Origin of the sequence: uncultured Tateyamaria sp. (assembly GCF_947503415.1) — a bacterium.
GTDB lineage: Bacteria > Pseudomonadota > Alphaproteobacteria > Rhodobacterales > Rhodobacteraceae > Tateyamaria.
Genome location: NZ_CANNDS010000004.1, coordinates 374,354 through 393,790, shown reverse-complemented (window position 1 = coordinate 393,790; position 19,437 = coordinate 374,354). Strand labels below are relative to the sequence as shown.

Annotated in this window: 19 protein-coding genes and 4 tRNA genes; 9 read left to right on the top strand and 14 right to left on the bottom strand. The window is 60.3% G+C overall.

The genetic code is table 11. The annotated features are described in order from the left end of the window. From Q1A32_RS20930 to Q1A32_RS20890, 9 genes are all read right to left on the bottom strand, one after another. A tRNA-Asp gene (locus Q1A32_RS20930) sits at window positions 1-77 on the bottom strand. Window positions 78-116: 39 nt separating this feature from the next. Continuing rightward, window positions 117-193 (bottom strand) — tRNA-Asp (locus Q1A32_RS20925). 363 nt (window positions 194-556) lie between these two features. After that, window positions 557-1,078, bottom strand: a complete 522-nt coding sequence (locus Q1A32_RS20920) for a GNAT family N-acetyltransferase (protein ID WP_299657624.1) — start codon at window positions 1,076-1,078, stop codon at window positions 557-559. Window positions 1,079-1,085: 7 nt separating this feature from the next. Then, window positions 1,086-2,024: a pirin family protein gene (locus tag Q1A32_RS20915; RefSeq protein ID WP_299657622.1), complete on the bottom strand. Its 939-nt coding sequence runs from the start codon at window positions 2,022-2,024 to the stop codon at window positions 1,086-1,088. A 102-nt stretch (window positions 2,025-2,126) separates the two neighbouring features. Then, window positions 2,127-2,372, bottom strand: a complete 246-nt coding sequence (locus Q1A32_RS20910; RefSeq protein WP_299657620.1) for a hypothetical protein — start codon at window positions 2,370-2,372, stop codon at window positions 2,127-2,129. Between the two features lie 88 nt (window positions 2,373-2,460). After that, window positions 2,461-3,171, bottom strand: a complete 711-nt coding sequence (locus Q1A32_RS20905; protein ID WP_299657618.1) for a LuxR family transcriptional regulator — start codon at window positions 3,169-3,171, stop codon at window positions 2,461-2,463. 242 nt (window positions 3,172-3,413) lie between these two features. Next, window positions 3,414-3,489, bottom strand: a tRNA-Val gene (locus tag Q1A32_RS20900). Window positions 3,490-3,525: 36 nt separating this feature from the next. Beyond that, window positions 3,526-4,107, bottom strand: coding sequence for a histidine phosphatase family protein (locus tag Q1A32_RS20895; RefSeq protein WP_299657616.1), 582 nt, complete (start codon window positions 4,105-4,107; stop codon window positions 3,526-3,528). Window positions 4,108-4,116: 9 nt separating this feature from the next. Then, the gene (locus Q1A32_RS20890) at window positions 4,117-4,923 is read right to left on the bottom strand and encodes a LysR family transcriptional regulator (protein ID WP_299657614.1); all 807 of its coding nucleotides are present in this window, start codon (window positions 4,921-4,923) and stop codon (window positions 4,117-4,119) included. Window positions 4,924-5,008: 85 nt separating this feature from the next. On the opposite strand from Q1A32_RS20890, the gene Q1A32_RS20885 reads away from it, so the two are divergent. After that, window positions 5,009-5,296 carry a YciI family protein gene (locus Q1A32_RS20885; RefSeq protein ID WP_299657612.1) on the top strand — a complete coding sequence of 96 codons (288 nt, stop codon included), beginning with the start codon at window positions 5,009-5,011 and terminating at the stop codon, window positions 5,294-5,296. Window positions 5,297-5,582: 286 nt separating this feature from the next. On the opposite strand, the gene Q1A32_RS20880 is transcribed toward Q1A32_RS20885, so the two are convergent. The 3 genes from Q1A32_RS20880 to lon form a co-directional block, all read right to left on the bottom strand. Further along, window positions 5,583-5,657 (bottom strand) — tRNA-Val (locus Q1A32_RS20880). 60 nt (window positions 5,658-5,717) lie between these two features. Beyond that, window positions 5,718-6,203 carry an HU family DNA-binding protein gene (locus Q1A32_RS20875; RefSeq protein WP_299657610.1) on the bottom strand — a complete coding sequence of 162 codons (486 nt, stop codon included), beginning with the start codon at window positions 6,201-6,203 and terminating at the stop codon, window positions 5,718-5,720. A 198-nt stretch (window positions 6,204-6,401) separates the two neighbouring features. Further along, a complete protein-coding gene (gene lon / locus Q1A32_RS20870; protein ID WP_299657608.1) occupies window positions 6,402-8,810 on the bottom strand; it encodes an endopeptidase La in 2,409 nt (802 codons plus the stop codon). A gap of 315 nt (window positions 8,811-9,125) precedes the next feature. Here lon and Q1A32_RS20865 point away from each other — a divergent pair, with 315 nt between their 5' ends. Continuing rightward, on the top strand, window positions 9,126-9,518 hold the full coding sequence (locus tag Q1A32_RS20865; protein ID WP_299657606.1) for a DUF4149 domain-containing protein: 393 nt from the start codon (window positions 9,126-9,128) through the stop codon (window positions 9,516-9,518). 326 nt (window positions 9,519-9,844) lie between these two features. After that, window positions 9,845-10,642, top strand: coding sequence for a hypothetical protein (locus Q1A32_RS20860; protein WP_299657604.1), 798 nt, complete (start codon window positions 9,845-9,847; stop codon window positions 10,640-10,642). An 11-nt stretch (window positions 10,643-10,653) separates the two neighbouring features. Here the strand turns inward: Q1A32_RS20860 and tgt are convergent, their stop codons facing one another. Next, window positions 10,654-11,781 (bottom strand): tRNA guanosine(34) transglycosylase Tgt, encoded by a 1,128-nt coding sequence (gene tgt / locus Q1A32_RS20855; protein ID WP_299657602.1) that lies wholly within the window; start codon window positions 11,779-11,781, stop codon window positions 10,654-10,656. 195 nt (window positions 11,782-11,976) lie between these two features. Here tgt and Q1A32_RS20850 point away from each other — a divergent pair, with 195 nt between their 5' ends. The 5 genes from Q1A32_RS20850 (at window position 11,977) to Q1A32_RS20830 (ending at window position 18,151) form a co-directional block, all read left to right on the top strand. Continuing rightward, on the top strand, window positions 11,977-12,888 hold the full coding sequence (locus Q1A32_RS20850) for a hypothetical protein (protein WP_299657600.1): 912 nt from the start codon (window positions 11,977-11,979) through the stop codon (window positions 12,886-12,888). Between the two features lie 97 nt (window positions 12,889-12,985). Beyond that, window positions 12,986-14,362: a 30S ribosomal protein S6--L-glutamate ligase gene (gene rimK / locus Q1A32_RS20845; RefSeq protein ID WP_299614317.1), complete on the top strand. Its 1,377-nt coding sequence runs from the start codon at window positions 12,986-12,988 to the stop codon at window positions 14,360-14,362. A 272-nt stretch (window positions 14,363-14,634) separates the two neighbouring features. Then, window positions 14,635-16,560, top strand: coding sequence for a hypothetical protein (locus Q1A32_RS20840; RefSeq protein WP_299657641.1), 1,926 nt, complete (start codon window positions 14,635-14,637; stop codon window positions 16,558-16,560). Beyond that, complete coding sequence (locus tag Q1A32_RS20835; protein WP_299657598.1) at window positions 16,557-17,699, top strand: hypothetical protein; 1,143 nt, start codon at window positions 16,557-16,559, stop codon at window positions 17,697-17,699. Before Q1A32_RS20840 ends, Q1A32_RS20835 begins: the two co-directional genes overlap by 4 nt. A gap of 89 nt (window positions 17,700-17,788) precedes the next feature. Beyond that, on the top strand, window positions 17,789-18,151 hold the full coding sequence (locus tag Q1A32_RS20830) for an SUF system Fe-S cluster assembly protein (RefSeq protein ID WP_299614315.1): 363 nt from the start codon (window positions 17,789-17,791) through the stop codon (window positions 18,149-18,151). Between the two features lie 177 nt (window positions 18,152-18,328). Here Q1A32_RS20830 and Q1A32_RS20825 read toward each other — a convergent pair whose 3' ends face one another. Then, window positions 18,329-18,475 (bottom strand): hypothetical protein, encoded by a 147-nt coding sequence (locus Q1A32_RS20825; RefSeq protein WP_299614314.1) that lies wholly within the window; start codon window positions 18,473-18,475, stop codon window positions 18,329-18,331. A gap of 83 nt (window positions 18,476-18,558) precedes the next feature. Here Q1A32_RS20825 and Q1A32_RS20820 point away from each other — a divergent pair, with 83 nt between their 5' ends. Further along, the gene (locus Q1A32_RS20820; protein WP_299657596.1) at window positions 18,559-19,428 is read left to right on the top strand and encodes a LysR family transcriptional regulator; all 870 of its coding nucleotides are present in this window, start codon (window positions 18,559-18,561) and stop codon (window positions 19,426-19,428) included. Window positions 19,429-19,437: the final 9 nt, after the last annotated feature.

Sequence of the window (19,437 nt, the reverse complement as noted above, 5' to 3'; positions counted from 1 at the left end):
TGGCGCGGTTGACGGGGCTCGAACCCGCGACCCCCGGCGTGACAGGCCGGTACTCTAACCAACTGAGCTACAACCGCGCATCATGGTCCTGTGTCCCCAGAACCCAAGGTAAGCAGTGGCGCGGTTGACGGGGCTCGAACCCGCGACCCCCGGCGTGACAGGCCGGTACTCTAACCAACTGAGCTACAACCGCCCGCTGCGTTTTCGCGGTTTATGGCGCGGGACAACCCGCGTCAAGCGGGCTTTTCCCAGCAAGGTGAAATTTCGCGGGTAACTTGGCGCAAATCGGGTCCGCGATTGATGAATGCGGTGGCGGACTGGGCGTTGCATCCGCTTTCGAAGTCAATGCTTCGGACGTTTCCGGGGTTCAAACGTGGTTCACGATGCGCGGATCAATCGCCCCGTGATCACTTTGTGACGATGACATGCCCGAAGCAAGAACAGCGTCACCGTCATTGATAGCGATGAGCGGCAGGCCCTTCGGGCAGCTTGCATTGACGGCACTTGCCGATGTGAACGCTGGTCTGGTTGGGCCCCGTTCGACGCCAATCACAGGTTAGCCAAGCGCAATCAAAGGCGTCAAAGACGACCAGCGTACCTTGACCGCCGACACCTCTTGTCCTGCGATAACATCCTTGAACGGCCAGCTTTCGACGCCACCCCATTTCGCATAGATTGTCCGCGCCGCGCGGTTGCCTGCGATCACCTCAAGCCACAACGTGTCATACCCACGCGCCGCCAGCTCCGCCGTTGTCGCGGAAACAAGACGACGCCCGACGCCCTTGCCTTGCTGATCGGACCTCACATGCAGGCTTTCCAGCAACGGACCCTCGGGGTGCGTTGCAAACACCAATGCAAGGGCCACGATCTCACCCTCCTGCTCCGCCACAAGCGCAACGTCGTCCTTTGAAGGCAAAGCGCGCCAACGGCCCGCCATTTCATCGACAACTGGCCCGTCCAGAAACGCGTCATCCTTCAGCCCGGCATAGCTGTGGCGCCAACTGTCCAGATGCAGGGCCTGAACAGCGGGCAAATCCGCCTCAGCCATGGCGCGGATCTGTATGTCTGGCGCGGTCACAAGCGTCTCATTTGTCAGGCAACGGGATGAATTCGTCCTCATCCCCCGGTGGGAGCTGGAACCGGCCATGTGCCCAATCTCCTGCGCGCCACGCCTCCTTGGCGGCGTCGATGCGGTCCTGAGACGAGGCCACAAAATTCCACCAGATGTACCGCGACCCTTCCAGCGTAGCGCCCCCCAGCAACATCAGGCGCGCGCCCTGTTCACCAGCTGTCAGGGACATGGCATCGCCCGGTCGGAACACCATCATCTGGCCTGCGTCATAGCTTTCACCCGCCACACTGACAGACCCGTCCACGACATAAACGCCGCGGTCTTCGTGGTTGTCCGGCATCGGGATGCGCGCACCCGCCTCCAGCACGGCGTCGGCATAGAACATCTCCGAAAACGTCTCTACGGGCGCCTTTTCGCCCCAGGCGTCACCAAGGATCAATCGCACTTCCTTGCCCTCCCCCTCAAGCACCGGAAGCGTGTCCTTGGGCGCATGCTGGAAGTCCGCCGGATTGTCCTCGGCATCCTTGGGCAAAGCGACCCATGTCTGAATGCCAAACAGGTTGTGCGGTTTCTGGCGAATTTCACCGTCGGTCCGTTCGGAATGGGTGATGCCATGCCCGGCCACCATCCAGTTGACGGCACCGGGTTCAATCCATTGATCCGTGCCAAGAGAATCGCGGTGATGAATCTTGCCCTTGTAAAGATACGTGACTGTCGCCAACCCGATATGCGGGTGCGGGCGCACGTCGATGCCCTTGCCGGTCACGAACTCCGCCGGCCCCATCTGATCAAAGAAGATGAACGGCCCGACCATCTGCCGACGTGGCGCGGGCAATGCGCGGCGCACTTCGAAGCCACCCAGATCACGGGCGCGCGGCACAATCACGGTCTCGATGGCATCAACGGCGTCCCCCTTGGGACAATCGGGATCAAGGGCGGGGTTCCAGCTCATGGGGGTTCTCCTTGGGGATCTCCCTGCAAGATAACGGCTGAAACCCATCCCACAAGCAACAGATGTCCACCCCGCCTGTGCGCCGCTTCACAGGTGACGGGATCAGCCCTGCGACTTGTCGCGCAATTCCTGTGCCGTGCGCTCCATGTCAGCGGCCAAGAGGATCAGACGGGCGACCTCCCGCGCTTCGTCTGACTGAGCCATTTCGTAGGCTGCATATTCGAGCAGGCTGGCCGCTACGGCCAATGCGGCACTTGTTTTCCCTTCTTGCGGAAGATCATCCAACTCTCGCAACAGCCCCTGCACCTGTGCACCCAGCACGGGGCTCTGGACGGTAATTCCTTGCATAACAATTCCCTAAACATCTGCTAAAGCGTCATGCGTTCTAGGGAGTGCGGGTGAGGCATGTCATGTCACGCGCTTACGTGACATGACTTCAGGGCAGGATCAGACCGGCGCCAATCCCTTGGATGGCAGCCGTTGTCCGGTCCGCGACACCCAGCTTTGCAAAAATGCGCCGAACAAGCGTGTCGACCGTGTGCGGTGACAACAGCAATATATCCGCAATTGCGCTGTTGGACTTGCCGCGCGCGATCCATCGCAAGATCTGACGTTCGCGGGGCGACAGGTCAGCCAACGCCAGCGCGGGTGGGTTCAGTTCGCAATAGCGAATGTGGCCTGCCTGCGCCATGATCTGGATGTCGAGGATGCTGGAATCAGCCGGAAAGTCCCGCGGATGATCCATGCCCAACCCCACATACCCGTTGCGCAGGCCTGGCCCGAACACCTGAAAGGCCAGCCCGTCGCCGACGCCCGCCTCGCGCATTTCGTCCAGATAGGTCTGCTGATCCGCCGTCAGACGCACAAGGTCCCGAATGTCGGACCAGCGAAACGGAGTGGTGACGGCCTGCGCAAATTCGGTGATAGGGTCAATCGTATAGAGCTTTTGCTCGATGTAATGGCACACCCATTCATCGGAGAAGCCGTCCGCGCTGATGTTGACGGCGCGCCGCGTCCGGAAATCACCGGAACAGTGATGATAACTGACCTTGCTGATGCCGTGGTCGTGGAAATACCGCAGCAACAATGCCCAAAGCGCGCCGGTGTCCGTTTCGGCGCGCACCTCATCCAACGCGGTATCTGTCATCCTACCCCCCAAGGTCTGCTGGATCAGAATGCACGAGGCCATACCCGTGCCCGAATGATGTCAGCGCCGCTTGTCCCAAATGCACCAATACGGTCAGAACATGCTGCTTCACAAGCAGTGATGTCAGCCCCTGAGGAAGCGCCGTTCGCTTTGGCCGCGTCCTCGGCACGAACCAAACGCGAATTGGCAAACCAAGACGACGCGTCAACAGGCACGAAACAGGCAAAATGAATGGAGGGGTATGGTGGGTCGTGAGAGGCTCGAACTCCCGACATCTTCGGTGTAAACGAAGCGCTCTACCAACTGAGCTAACGACCCGATATGACGCCTCTTAGCCCAAGGCTGCGGGGGCGTTCAACCCCCTTCTGCAAGGCAAGACTGCGCGCCGCTGGCCATGTGGTAAATGACGCCCTGTCCGCCGGGCAAATCGGCGAACGCGGCAGGCTCCAGCCCCAGGTAGTGGCAGCGCATCATGCGCGATGTGATCCCGTGGGTGACGATGACTGCGGGCTGCTCAAGGTCCGCCAGAAACGCGCCTGTGCGGGCATAGAGCGCCTCAAGGCCCTCGCCGCCCGGCGCATGATCATACCAGTCCATACCGTCCCCAGCGTCAAAGAGCAGAGGTGCTTCGGCAGCAATCTCCGTGCGCAACTTTCCAGTCCAGTCGCCAAGGGTGATTTCGATCAACCGGCGGTCTTGTCGCGCCATGCCCGCTTGATCCCCCAAGGCAATCGCCGCCGTTTGCAAACAGCGGCCCAAAGGGCTTGTCCACATCCCCCACCGCGTCAGGTCCATTTGACCAAGCAATCGACCCTGCGCTGCGGCCTGCGCGCGGCCACGGTCAGTCAGCGGGCTGTCCGCCTCACCCTGCATGCGGCCCGCACGGTTCCACTCCGTCTCACCATGGCGCAGGATCAGAAGGTCGGGATAGGTCATGGGGCTGAGCTACGCGCACACGGCGCGCGCCACAAGGGGCAGTACGTGGTCCACAACCGCGCGGACACCCGGCGCAAACCGGGTGCGCGGATGCAAGACGCACCAAAGCGGACGCGATTCCACGTGGGCCGATGTCGGAAATCCAGCCGCCAGGGCGCGCGGCAACCATGCCTTGCCGATGCCTTGGGCCACGGCGGCCCGCGCGGACATTACATCCGACACCCGCAGCGCGATGGGTTCCTGCATCGCCTCTGTCCAAATGGATTGGGGAAGATGTGCGTTTTCAGGGCCGTATCCGATCCAGCCCGGGCCATCGCCAGCCGCGACAAAGGGCACGTCGCACAGTTTCCGCGCCACCGCGTCGCCCTCACCTTCGGGCCGCGCCAACCGCAACGCGATGTCCGCATCGCCCTGCAAAAGGCTCAGGTTGCCATGATCGGCAAGCAGGGACACTCGCACCTCCGGCGCGGATGGCCGCCAGTCCGCAAGCACGGGGATCAGCACGGTTTCGACGATCCACGGCACGGCGGTAAGACGCACGGCGCCGTTCGGCTGCGCGCCACCGCCAAGTGCGGTTTGCGCGGCGTGTACCTCTGCCTGCATGACATCGACATGCGACAGCAGCAGGTGCCCTTCTTCGGTCAAACCCGCCTCGGGTCCGCGCCACAGAATGTGCCCGCACGCCTGTTCCAGCTTGCGAATGCGCCGCGCGACCGTTGTTTCGTGCTGGCCCAGCACCTGACCTGCGCTGGCAAAGCTGCCCGCATGCGCGACGGCATGCAGGATGTGCAAGTCTTCCCAATCGATCCCCTGCAATTTTGCTGGCCTTTCCTGCACTCATGCACATTTACCCGCCAATTTTGCAGGTTCACACTGTGTGCAGCAACCGTGGAGGCCGCAATTGATTTACCTTATCCTGTTCGAAGACGCCCCGGACATGTCCCATATGCGAGATGCGTTGATGAAAGAGCATCTGGCGTTTCTGGCCGAAAACGCCAAGCAAATCCAATCGGCGGGTCCACTTTTCGATGGATCGGATGGGGCGGGCGGTGCGTGGTTGGTCGAAGTCGACACGCACGAAGAGGCGCAGAAACTGGTCGAGGCGGACCCCTTCTGGCCGTCGGGTCTCAGGCAATCGGTTCGTATTCTGCGCTGGCATCATGTGTTCAGGGATGGTGCGCAAACGTAAAGCGCCGAGCGGGGCATCGACCGGTTGTAGGGACATGGTGCTTAAGGCAACGCGATAAGGCTTCCCTGTGGAACGGAATCTTGTCGGTCTGAGGTGTAATGAATGACAGTGAACCGGCCATAGCGCCAAGCCGCGTCTGTCAAGTCATCAACAAAAGCCACCGCGGCTCGAATTCGCAACGGCAAAGCTTGGAGGGTGATAAGAGATCGACCTCCCGTCCCGGACAACCGCGAAGGTCAGGCCTACAGCCAGAGGGCACGCAGCTTAAATCCGAAATGGGAATGCTTGGTGGGTGATAAGAGATTCGAACTCCTGACATCTTCGATGTGAACGAAGCGCTCTACCACTGAGCTAATCACCCAAAGCCCGCGCGTCTTAGCCAAGTGCGCGGGACCTTGCAAGGGCCAGCAGGCCCAAAACGCTATTCGGCTGCGGTCTTGTCCGTTCCGGGTGCTGTATCCGCACTCGACCCGGTGTCGGGCCCTTGGTCGTCAGCAGGTTTGGCAGTGCCATCGTTCTGCCGGATGCGGGCCACCAGCATGCGGCCAGACGCAAGCTTCTTCTCGCGGTTGATCTTCACCTTGCCAAACGGCGGCAGATTGAGCTTGCGGCCATCCTGCAGCGCCTCACCCATCACGGCCAATGCCGCTTCAATGGCCGGTTTGACGTCTTTTTTCTTCAGGCCGCTGCGCGCGACAGCCGCGTCAACCAACTCTTTCTTGCGCATCATCGGACCAGCCACCACGGGGGTCGGCGCGTCCACGACCACAGGAGCCGCCGATTTGACCGGAGCGGGCGTCGCAGTGCTCTTGGCCGGTGTCGTTGCCTTGGTCGTCGATTTGGATTTGGTCGCGGTGCTGCGGGTCGTTGTGGTTTTGGGGGTCGTCTTTGTGGTGCGGGTCGCCATTTTGGCCTTCTCCGTTATGGACTGCTCGCAGCACCCATATCGTGAAACTTTAACTCAATCCATAACATCGCAACAAAACGGCAAAATGAACTTGGATTGTCGCGGTTTTGGCAACATTTCTTGGGCACACAAGACATCCGGAAACAAAAAGGGCGCGCAAGCAACAGCTTACGCGCCCTTCCTAAACTACAATACAAGTCAGTGCGCTGTTGCGCCTGCCCCGGAATCGCGCGCCGTCGCCGCCGCAGCAGCCGCTGCTTCTTCGGCCGCTTCGTCCCATTCGATGGCATCCGGCTTGGACACCAGCGCACGCTCCAGCACCTCGGTCACATGAGAAACGGGGATGATTTCCAAGCCCTCTTTCACGTTGTCGGGTATTTCGGTCAGGTCCTTCTCGTTCTCCTCTGGAATGAGAACGGTCTTGATCCCGCCGCGCAGCGCCGCCAGCAGCTTTTCCTTCAGCCCGCCGATGGGCATTGCGTTGCCGCGCAGCGACACCTCGCCCGTCATGGCGATGTCTCTGCGGACCGGAATGCCAGTCAGCACGGACACAATGGATGTCACCATCGCAAGGCCGGCAGAGGGGCCATCCTTGGGCGTCGCACCGTCGGGCACGTGCACGTGGATGTCCGTCTTGTCGAACAGGGGCGGCTTCACCCCAATTTCGGGGCTGATGGACCGCACGTAAGAGCTGGCCGCGTCGATGGATTCCTTCATCACGTCACCCAGCTTACCGGTGGTCTTCATCCGACCTTTGCCGGGCAGCTTCAGCGCCTCGATATGCAACAGGTCACCGCCTACAGACGTCCAGGCCAGACCGGTCACGACGCCGATTTGGTCATCCTGTTCGGCCAGACCATAGCGGTGCTTGCGCACACCCAGAAAATCGTCGAGGTTTTCAGAGGTTACAACGACTTCCTCAGCCTCTTTCTTGACGATCTTGGTCAGCGATTTCCGTGCCACCTTGGCAATCTCGCGCTCAAGGTTCCGCACACCGGCTTCCCGCGTGTAGTAGCGGATGATGTCCGACAACGCGTCGTCCTGCAGCACGAACTCGGACTTCTTCAGACCGTGATTCTTCACCTGCTTTGCGATCAGGTGCTGCTTGGCAATCTCGCGCTTTTCATCTTCGGTGTAGCCCGCCAGCGGAATGATCTCCATCCGGTCAAGCAACGGACCCGGCATGTTGTAGCTGTTCGACGTGGTCAGGAACATCACGTTCGACAGGTCGTATTCCACTTCCAAGTAGTGGTCCACAAACGTGCCGTTCTGTTCCGGATCAAGCACCTCAAGCATGGCCGAGGCCGGATCACCGCGGAAGTCCTGTCCCATCTTGTCGATCTCATCGAGCAGGATGAGGGGATTGGTGGTCTTCGCCTTCTTCAACGCCTGAATGATCTTGCCGGGCATCGACCCGATATAGGTCCGACGGTGCCCCCGGATTTCGGATTCGTCACGCACGCCACCCAGAGAGATGCGAATGAACTCGCGCCCCGTGGCTTTGGCGACCGATTTGCCCAGCGAGGTTTTACCCACACCCGGAGGGCCAACCAGACACATGATCGGGCCCTTCATTTTCTTCGAACGCTGCTGTACCGCCAGATACTCGACAATGCGCTCCTTGACCTTTTCAAGGCCATAATGGTCGTTATCAAGGATACGCTCGGCCCGGCCCAGATCCTTCTTCACGCGGGATTTCACGCCCCACGGGATCGACAGCATCCAGTCCAGATAATTGCGCACAACAGTGGCCTCGGCCGACATGGGCGACATGTTCTTGAGCTTCTTCAGCTCTGCATCGGCTTTCTCGCGCGCTTCTTTCGACAGCTTGGTTTCAGCGATTTTCGCTTCAAGTTCAGCAACTTCGTTCTTGCCGTCTTCGCCATCGCCCAGCTCTTGCTGGATCGCTTTCATCTGTTCGTTCAGATAATACTCGCGTTGCGTCCGCTCCATCTGGGACTTCACGCGGGTCTTGATCTTCTTCTCGACCTGCAGAACAGACATTTCGCCCTGCATAAGGCCATAGACCTTCTCAAGCCGCTCGCTCACCGCCAGCGTCTCAAGCAGGTCCTGCTTCTGATCTACCTCGATGCCCAGATGCCCGGCCACCAGATCGGCCAGTTTGGCAGGTTCGGTCGTTTCCCCGACAGCGGCCAGTGCCTCTTCGGGGATGTTTTTCTTCACCTTGGCATAGCGCTCGAACTCGTCAGCGACGGACCGCAGCAGGGCTTCGGTCGTGGCCACGTCACCCGGCATCTCGGTCAGATACTCGGCGCGGGCCTCAAAGAAGTTGTCATTGTCCAGATACTCGGTGATGCGCACGCGCGCCTGCCCTTCCACCAGCACCTTTACGGTGCCATCGGGCAATTTCAGCAATTGCAGCACATTGGCCAGAACGCCAGCCTTGTAGATGCCGGATGCTTCGGGGTCGTCGATGGACGGGTCGATCTGGCTCGACAGCAGGATCTGCTTGTCGTCGGCCATCACCTCTTCCAGCGCGCGGACGGATTTGTCACGTCCAACGAACAGCGGCACGATCATGTGGGGGAACACCACGATATCGCGCAGCGGCAGCACCGGGTACGAGGCGTTGAGTGGCTCTTGCATACTCAATAATTCCTTATCATTGGCAAGACAGCGCGGTCCCGCTTGGCGGCAACCCTGTGCTGTCTCCGTGTGTCGGACTGTTTGATCTGTGATCCCAGCCGCTCGGTTTCAAGGTGCATCCTGACGCGCACGCGGCAAGGGTGCAATGGGGCGAAGCAATCTGTCCCCAGTTTTTTGGCACAAATTGTCGTGGTCGAACGTTAACAAACCGCAACATCGTGCGATCATTTCTGTTCCATGCGGCAATCTGCGCACGCAGATGTGCTTGATCGGGAGGTGTCGGGCCTAAATCCCAACGCTCAGGAGGAGTTTCCCATGTCCACACTCGCCGTATTGCTGACCGCCCTGTTGTTTGGCGGTATGACCCTGTTTTCATTCGGCTTTGCCGCCGTTTTGTTCGCCAATTATGAGCCTGCGCTGGCGCGAAAGGGCATCCGAGGGGCATTCCCGCACTATTACCTTTGGGTCATCGCAACGGCTGCTGTTGCCGGTGCCATCGCCTTTTTCATCAACACGCTGGCTGCGTGGCTACTGATCGGCGTCGCGCTGAGCACGTTATATGCCCGCCAAAGCCTGATGCATCAGATCAACGCGGCCACGGACCGCGGCGATACGGCCCGGTTCAAATTGTTGCACGGGCTCAGCGTGATCATCCAACTTGCCCAGATCGGCATTGCCGGGTGGGCGCTGATCATTCTGGCAAGCTAAGCGCGGGTCACACCAGAGTCAGGACCGCCAATACGGATACTGAGAACCAAACAAACGAGAACACTGCAAACTGCATGACGGTCCCTCCCCAGGGTGTGCGACTGATTACAATGTATGCCACATTCGGAAACGCGGCGATGGGGGAATTCCTGACCTTTGGTCCCCGCCACGTCGCCTCCGGTCACATCTGTTGGTTCGCCCCTGCCCCGTCAGGCATGCCCATGGCACGAAAGATTCCCGAATTACGAGAATCACCGCACCACTGGTACACTCCGCCCATGCGGATCGATTCCCGCGCATTTTCACAATTTTTCAGGAGTTTTATTATGGGTTTTCCAGCAGATTACGCCAAAGCAATGGAAAAGCAGTTTGGGTTTCAAGTGATGTGGCCGCCGAACCGAACGGTCAAGATCGGGGACTACGGCACCATTCACGGAGGCAAAGGCAAAGGGGGTGCGTTCACCAAACTTGGGAACATTGCGAGAGATTTCGACATTCAATTCGAAACCGAAAACAGCGCTCGGGTCGAAGTGGAATCGCTGCAATCGGACGGTGTGTCCATCGTGAACGCCACAGCCGATGGTGGGGGCAAGGTGGAGGGCGTGGACTTCGCCGTCCAACTGTCCGTCAACTTCGAAAAGAAGAACAGCATGGTCTACAATGGCGCCGGCATGGTGGTCCGGTCCATGACCAATATCGGCTCCATCGGATCCAAGCTGGCCCAGAAACTGGCCGCTGGCACATGGAAAAAGAACTACCTCGTCGTCACCGATGTGCACGAGACAGAGGGCATGACCGTCCTGCTGTGCCAAACCAAAAACACCCAAGTCACGCTGGGTGGATCGGCGGCACTGTCCACCGGCAACATCGGCAAGGCCTCGGCCAATGTCGAAGTGATCTCGAACAAGTCTGCGGTTGCAAACTACATCGCGTCGACCCCGACGACACCGCTGCTCAAGGCGCGCGCCATCAACAAGCACGGTATGAAACTGCAGACCGACATGCTCGACAGCGGGGCACAAGCGGGCATCAACGCTGTCCTGCTTGATACCGGCGACACGTTCGAAGAGGTCCTGTTCGACTATTGCGATCTGGAGCACCTTCCAAACGCCGACGGCGATTGACACGCAAAACGTCAGAGCGGCGGGATATCCCCCTCCGCTCTGTCGCTATGAAACGCTGCCTGCCACGCCTCGAACGTGCCTCCCGCAATCGCGTCACGCATCCCCTGCATGATCTCTTGGTAATAATGCAGGTTGTGCCAGGTCAGCAGCATGCCCGAAATCATTTCCTGCGCCCGGAACACGTGGTGCAGGTACGCACGGGAATAATGTGAACAAGCAGGACAAGTGCAGTCTTCGTCCAAGGGGCGCGGATCATCGGCGTGACGCGCGTTCTTGATGTTGACCACGCCATGGCGGGTGAACACTTGCCCCGTGCGGCCCGACCGCGACGGCAGCACGCAATCCATCATGTCAATGCCACGGGCCACAGCGCCCACAATGTCATCCGGCTTGCCCACGCCCATCAGGTACCGCGGCTTGTCCTGTGGCAACTGCTCGGGCGCGTAGTCGAGACAGCCAAACATGGCCTCCTGCCCCTCTCCCACAGCCAGACCACCCACCGCATAGCCTTCAAAGCCGATCTCTTTCAAAGCCTCTGCACTTTCCCCGCGCAGATCTTCCTCGAGCCCACCCTGTTGAATGCCGAACAGCGCATGACCGGGCCGGTCCCCAAAGGCGTCACGCGACCGCTTGGCCCACCGCATGGACAGGCGCATACTTTCAGCAATGCGGTCCCGGTCGGCAGGCAGTGCGGGGCATTCATCAAAACACATGACGATGTCGGAGCCCAGCAGGCGCTGGATCTCCATCGACCGCTCGGGCGTCAGTGCGTGCTTGGACCCGTCGATATGGGATTTGAAGGTCACGCCCTCCTCGGTCAGCTTGCGCAGGCCTGCAAGGCTCATCACTTGAAAACCGCCACTGTCCGTCAGAATGGGCCGGTCCCAGTTCATGAACTTGTGCAGGCCACCCAGACGGTCGATCCGCTCCGCCGTGGGGCGCAGCATCAGATGATACGTGTTGCCCAGCAGGATATCAGCGCCGGTGGCGCGCACGTTTTCGGGCATCATCGCCTTGACTGTGGCGGCGGTGCCCACGGGCATGAAGGCAGGCGTGCGAATGTCGCCGCGCGGGGTTGAGATCACACCGGTGCGCGCCCGGCCATCGGTCGCTTTCAGATCAAAGGAAAATCGGGTCATCCCCCCTCATGCCGCGCTCAGCACAAAATGCCAAGTCCCGGTCGCTGACACACAGAAAGACCCTTCATTCGCCCGACGGTTGGGCGCATTGCGCCCATTTTTCAACAAATTGTCCGCATACCCACCGCAGAGCGAGTTTCCATAAGGCGCCCGGTGATCGGGTGCCGTCCCTGAACCAATGCGCGAGGCGTAGCCATGCCCATCATCGGACCCCCTTCCACGACCGTCACGGTCGAGGACACGGACAACAGCCAGGGCTGGACAACCATCTCCAGCGAATATGACGCGTCCGGGCTTCTGTCCGCCCGCACCACCGTCATGGACAATGGCAGCACAAATTCAGAAACGTTTTTCGGGCCGCAACGGGTGAGCCAGACAATCACGGATACCAGCGCAAATGATGCCAGTTGGTCCTCGCGCACGACAGAATGGGACTGGCTTGGCCAGAAGACCGCGCGCACCACGGAATTCGACGATGGCGACCAATTGATCGAACGGTTCGACACCGTCACCGGAACGCGCACCACACGGATCGATGTGGACGGGGACAATGACAAGCCTTGGTCGTTCCTCATCGCCACATATGATGCCGACACAGGGGGCCGCATCGGCACCACCAAGGTTCTGGACAACGGGCGCATCGACGCGATGACCTTCGATGCAGAGACCGGCAACCGAACCAGCCGTACAATCACGGATGGCGGCGATGACAAGCCGTGGCACTCCAAAACCCTTGTCTACGATGCGGACACAGGCGCGTTGACCTCACGCGAGATCATAGACGACGACGGCAGCTCCGACCTGATCACCTTCCAGAATGGCAGGAAGGCAACCCAGACCCTCACCGACGGCGACGCCGACACGTTCGACTGGATCACGTTCGAGACGACATACGACGGCAACGGACGCATCGCGCTGACCGAAGAGGTGCGCGATGACGGCGATCTGATCGTGTCGACATATGCAGGCGGCCGTCAGGTCGACCAGACGACCTACGACAACTCCGGGAACGAAGCGTGGCACGTCGAGGAAGTGTCATTCGACGCCGCCGGAGACGTCATCGAAACCATCTATTACGACGAGGCGGGCAACATCCTGATTGCCTGATCTCAGGAACAAATGCCTGCCCCACCGTCTTTACGTTGTGAGCGCACACCGCACTTGATACGGTGGCTGAACACACGGGGACAGGACACAAATACACATGGACACGCTGAATTTCGGCTGGGAAGAATGGGTGTCGCTGCCCGAACTGGGCCTGCCTGCCCTCAAGGCCAAGATCGACACAGGCGCGCGCACATCCGCCCTGCACGCCCATGATATCGAGGTGTTCGGCCCCGCCAAACAACCCAAGGTCCGGTTCAACGTGCATCCCATCGCGGGCAAGGATCATGTGTCCATCACCTGCTCCGCCCCCATCCTCGACCGGCGCGAGGTTACGTCGTCGAATGGTGAGGCGGAACTGCGCTATGTGATTGAAACCCGGCTTGAGGTTGGTGGGCAATCCTGGCCCATCGAGGTGACGCTGACGGACCGATCCGGCATGACGTCGCGCATGCTGCTGGGACGGCAGGCCCTGCAGGATCACATCACCATCACCGCCTCCGAAAAACGGCTGCAGCCGGACCTCAGCTACGACGTCTACCATTCATCGGCCATGCGCAAGGTGGCCCCTGCCCGCGCCCTGCGCATCGCCGTGCTCAGCCGTGAAAACAACTACTCCACCCGGCGGCTTGTCGAGGTGGGTGAGGCGCGCGGCCACACGGTCGAGGTGATCGACACCACGCGCTGCTACATGGCGATCAACGCCATGGCACCCGAGGTTCACTACGACGGCAAGCGTTTGCCGCGCTATGACGCGGTGATCCCCCGCATCGGGGCCTCCATCACCGCCTACGGCACCGCCGTCATCCGACAGTTTGAAACCACGGGCACCTACTGCCTGAACGGCAGTGCCGGGATCACGGCCAGCCGGGACAAGCTACACGCGCACCAGATCCTTGCGTCGAAGAAGATTGGCATGCCCACCACGGCCTTTGCCGCCTCGCCCAAGGACACGGCCAACATCATGGGGCTGGTCGGCACGGCACCTGTGATCGTGAAACTGCTGGAATCGACCCAAGGCAAAGGCGTCGTGCTGGCCGAAACCAAGAAAGCAGCCGAATCCGTGATCGACGCGTTCCGCGGTCTGCGCGCCAACTTCCTTGTGCAGGACTTCGTGAAAGAGGCCGCAGGCGAAGACATCCGTTGCCTCGTGGTCGATGGCAAGGTGGTGGCCTCCATGAAACGCACCGGGGCAGAGGGCGATTTCCGCTCCAACCTGCATCGGGGCGGATCGGCCAAATCGGTGCGGATCAGCAAGGAAGAACGCGAAACGGCGGTCCGTGCCGCGCGGGCGTTTGGGTTGGGCAAAGCAGGCGTGGACCTGTTGCGATCCGAGACCGGACCCAAGGTTCTGGAAGTGAACTCAAGCCCCGGCTTTGAAGGGATCGAGAATGCGACCGGGAAGGATATCGTTGGCAAGCTCTACGACATGATTGAGGCGCGCGTGAAACCCAAGCCGGTGCGCAAACGGGCCTGACACCGCACGAAAAGCAGGCCTTTTTCTACCACGGCGGGGCAACTCACTACTGGAGATTGCAACTTGGTTAATTTCGTGTTAACCAAGAGATTATTATTTTAAACGAGGATGTTCTGATGTCCCGACTATTTTCAATTTTTGCACTCGTAGCGATTACTGCGTTCCCTCTCCCGTTCAACCCAACAGATGCCGATCCGATGGCCGGGCCATGCAACCCTGCCGTCCAGAAATGCTGGTAGGCCTCTAGCCACAGGGTAAGTTCTTTGAATTTGATGATTTACGCCGGGGTGTTCGCCTTCGGCGCCGTCGCTCTATTGATCGAAGCACGGCGCAACTACCGCGAAAGCCTCAAGCAAGAACCGTTTCAACGCCACCCGATCCTGCACAATGCGCGGGTCGATGATCTGTGCACGCCACGAGACGGCTTCGTAGGGTTCATCATCTATTCGCTGCTCTATCTGGTCTCTTACGTCGTCATCCTGTCCTCGGCCGAGCTGTTCGACCTGATCCGGAATGTCAACATGGCCAAGGCGCAAGTGGGCGCGACCACCTCGTTCGATCCGTTCGCAGGCGATGTGCTGAACCTTGAGGGAACGGTGTACGCCAAGCCGATTTTCGTGTCGGCCTTTCTGATTGCAATCATGTCGGTGGGGGCCATGCGCCCCATCGAAAACTCGGTCCGGTCGGCGGCGCACCGGCTGGCTGGCATCCCGCGCGGCGTCTACCGCGTGATCGACGCGCTGCAAACTCCTGCCTTTCAGGCGCTGACATCGCGCCGGTCCGGACCTCTGCTGTCGCATTTCAGGCAGTTGATGAAGGCGCAATGCCCGGATCAGGACATTCATGACCTCGCAGGCCACCAGCACGATATCGAAGTGGCCCTCGGTGCCATCGACGTCCTGTCGCCCGCGGTCACACCTCACAAAAGGGCCAAGTATTTCCCGGCCTCTGAATTGGATATGCTCACGGAAATGGCGGGCAAGCTGCAGATCGAAATGGACGGACTGCGCAGCGATTTGATGACCTTTGTGCCCTCGGATCGCAGCCTTGAAGACCTGCAGGAAAAGGCAAACACCGCCGCCAACAACGTCAAGGCGCTCTTTGCGGTCCACTACATCCGCAACAACCGGTCGGTCAAAAACCTCGACCCCGGCTCGCCATTGCACCGATCCGTTGCGGTGATCGACAGGAACTACAATCCCGAACAGAACTCCATCGCGATGGCGGCGTTCCTGTCGGTGATCCTGGCGTTCTTCACGACGTTCTACCTGTACTACGATTGGCACAAGCGGACGGTGACGATCTACCCGGTGGTCGCCACAAAGGATGTGACCACTGCTGCGACCGCCGCAGGCATCGACGTGACCGCACAGCGCTGCATTGCCGTCTATGATACACGGCGGCTGCGCTATTCCGACGAACCCCCACCGCCACCGCTTGATCCCGCCGTAACCGATGAAGAGGTCAAATCCTGCATGCCCGTCATAGAGGCGGCACAATCCAGCTACATCCTGTCAATCCGCACCGATCTGGTCCGCGAAGCTTTCTGGGAAACGCTGCAAGGGGCGCTCATCACGCTGTTGGCCGTCACCTCCGTCGCCTTTGGGCGCGAGGTCAGGCTGGAACAGGAAAGCTGGAAACGCGGCTGGAGCCTTGCGCGCATGCCCTTCCTGCGGCTCTTCGGGCTTTGCCTGTTGCCATCCATCCTTGCGGTTGTCGGATCGGTCGGCGGCGAGTTGGCTGAACTGGCGAACGAGGCGGGTCCGATGAACCTGACATCCACGCAGATCGTCGATCTGTTTCAAACGAACTTCCTGCATTTCGCCCTGATGCTCGGGGTGGGCTTTGTGCTGTCCTTCTGCACGCTCATCATCCTCGACAAACATGACGACTTTTACAACGAAATCACCGTGCTCTTCCTCGGGGTGCCGTCCGCACTGGCCTGTGTCAGCATTTTCGGACTTGTCACCTTCGTAACCTATACATTCGCGGCACCGGAGTTGCCCGATGGCGGGATCAGCTACGTTCTGCGCGATATCCTGATCATGTCGGCCGTGCCCACCATCTTCATGATCACCTTCGCCATCTTCATCGAAATCACCGAAGAGCAGCGTTTGGGCAAGGACGGGATGCCCGAGCATCAATGGCTGGTGCAACGCATCCTGTTCGGGGAAGCCAAGGAAAAGGCGCTGCCATGAAGGGTCGGTTCCTTGCGACATGCTGCGCCCTGACCATCGCGCTGGTTGTGCAAGCCACGGCACAAGGCGCGCCGCGCACGGCGGCCAAAGACCCCAAATCGATATCGCAGTGCATCCTCGGCAATCCGCAGGCGCGCCTGCGCGTCGGTGTGCGTCACCACGCCCGACCGTTTTCCTACCACTCCTCCACGCTCAACGAGGTGTTGACGGCGGCCACGCCCGGCCCCCTCGCCGCGTCGAACTACACCGGCTACGTGGTCAAGATCTGCGATGCAGTGCTGAACGAAATGCGGATCGGGTCCGAGACAATGGCGCCGCTGCAAAGCAACGACGTGTCGATCCTCGACATCGATTGCGCGCAATCGGCCTCTCTCGGTGAGGCGGGCAGCCGTTTTCGGTTCATAAACGGCTCCGAAAAACCTCTGATAGACGTGCTTTGCGACCCTGCCACGATCACCAATGACAGGCGCACCGGAATGATGATCTCGGCGCCCATTTACCTCACGGGCGTCAGCTATATCACGCCCAAGAACATGCAGCGCCCGCGCGTGCCATCGGATGATGGTCACTGTCCCAGCTTCCTTCCCCCCGGCTCGGACAAGATCTTTTATCTCTTCGGGATGGTGGGCAACACCACGGCGGCAGGGGATGGCGTAAGGGCTGTGCTGGACGCGGACGAACTGCCCAACGACCGCGATGCACTGATCGAGTTTCTGAAGGAAACCGACAAATGCAGCGGTGCCGCGACGACAGCCGCGCTGGAAACCGGTATCCAGGGGCGCGGGCCGGTGCGCTTCTTCCGCACCCACGCCGAAGCGGCACGCGCATTCTGCAATCAGGAAATCTATTACTATGTCGGCGATCGAGAGATCATCACCGCCAACGCAGCCAGCGTTCCGGGGTGCGATTTCGACAATGGCACCCGCACCTTCACCACGGACCGCTATGCCATCTTCGGGCGCATTGACTACAACGAAAAGGACCGCGCATTGCTGGTCGCCCGCTTTTTCGAAGTGCTGAGCCAAAAGATCGTGTCGCACCCCTCCATTCTGGATCAGGCCTTCTACGACACGTTCCACCCCACCCGGCCAACGGACGCGCTCGACTTCTTTTTTCGCTCAGTGCGGGGCGCACCCTGAACGTGGATCGGCACCTTTGCGGTCCCCTGCCCTTTACCGCCCCGATGCTGTTCCCTATATAAACACTCAGGAACAAATCCGGGGACGACATGAACCAGCCCACAGAACAGATGGAAGGGACACCGCTCATTGCGCCGTCCTCCACCGATCATCCCCTGCACGAAGCTGTGGTCGAAGCCTGTCGCACGGTCTACGACCCTGAGATTCCAGTGAACATCTTCGAGCTTGGGTTGATCTATACCATCGACATCAATGCCGAGAACGAGGTGAAGGTCATCATGACACTCACCGCTCCGGGCTGTCCTGTCGCGGGCGAGATGCCGGGTTGGGTGGCTGATGCGGTCGAACCCCTGCCGGGCGTCAAACATGTGGATGTGGAACTCACATGGGAGCCGCCCTGGGGCATGGAAATGATGTCCGACGAGGCGCGGCTCGAATTGGGCTTCATGTAAGGCGGATCTCGATCCGCCCCTGCCCTTTTTTTACAGAACAGTCACCGGACTTTCGCAGAACTGTCACAGACATGGACTATGCGTGTGGTGTCCACCGCATAGGCCGCGTGTCTGTCCCCAACCTCTCACCGGCCTGCCAAGGGCCGCCGCACTCACGGCGGCCCTTTTGCGTGGGTTTCACAACTTACGCAGCACCCACATCAGAACCCTGCGGCGCTGGCTGCGCCGCTTGCGCATTTGCGCCTCCTCTTGCATTTTTGCAAATAGGCGCTGCTCCTGCCCGTAAACGGTGTCCATCTCCAATGCTCCATTGTGTTTTTGCATGATGTATCCTTTCGCTCTGACCCCGATATGACACCGAGCTGAGGCCATTGTCAGACCTCGCTTTCGCAGCTAGGCTTGCATTCATGCAAATCACTGATTGGACAGATTACGGGCTCTTCGCCGCCGTCGCCCGCCACGGCTCGCTTGCCCGTGCCGCACAGGAAACCGGGCTTAGCCAGGCCACCCTGTCACGCCGTATGACCTCGCTGGAACAGCGCACGGGCCGCAGGCTCTTTGCCCATGGCTCTGCCGGCTACACCCCCACCACGGAGGGGCGCGCCCTGCTCGACCAAGCCAAGAAAATGGAGGCGGCGGCGCGCGGCATCGCGCACTGGTCTGCCGCGCAGACAGGTGCGCCCCGCGTGCGTATCTCGGCCGGCACATGGACCACGCTCTATCTCACCCGGCATCTTGCCAGCTACTGGACCCATGGGGACCGCTGGACCCCCGAATTCGTCAGTTGCAACGAAGACATGGACATCGAACGGCGCGAAGTCGACATCGGTATCCGCAACCGCCGCCCGGAACATGATTGGCTCGCAGGCAGACGGACGGGCAAGGTCGAACACGCCATCTACGCGGTGTCCGAGGATGTCACCGGATGGATCGGTCCCAGCGACGACACCGCCACCCTGCCCTCCGAGGCATGGACAGTCGCCCACCACGGCCATGATCTGGTCGCCGTGGCCAATGATCCCCAAGTGCGCATGGCCATGGCCCAAAGCGGCGTGGGCCGGGTCGTGCTGCCCACCTTTGCCGCAGATACCGCCCCGGGCCTTGTCCGCGTGTCCGACCTGATCGACGCGCTCACCACCGAAGAGTGGCTGGTCTGTCATCAGGACACGCGCCACGATCCCGCCATCCGCGCGGCACTCGACGCCGTGGGCGGCTTTCTCAAACGCCCGCGCCCCTTGCGCGACGCCGCCCAAAGCCCTACCTTAACGGTCGGATAACCGCAGAGG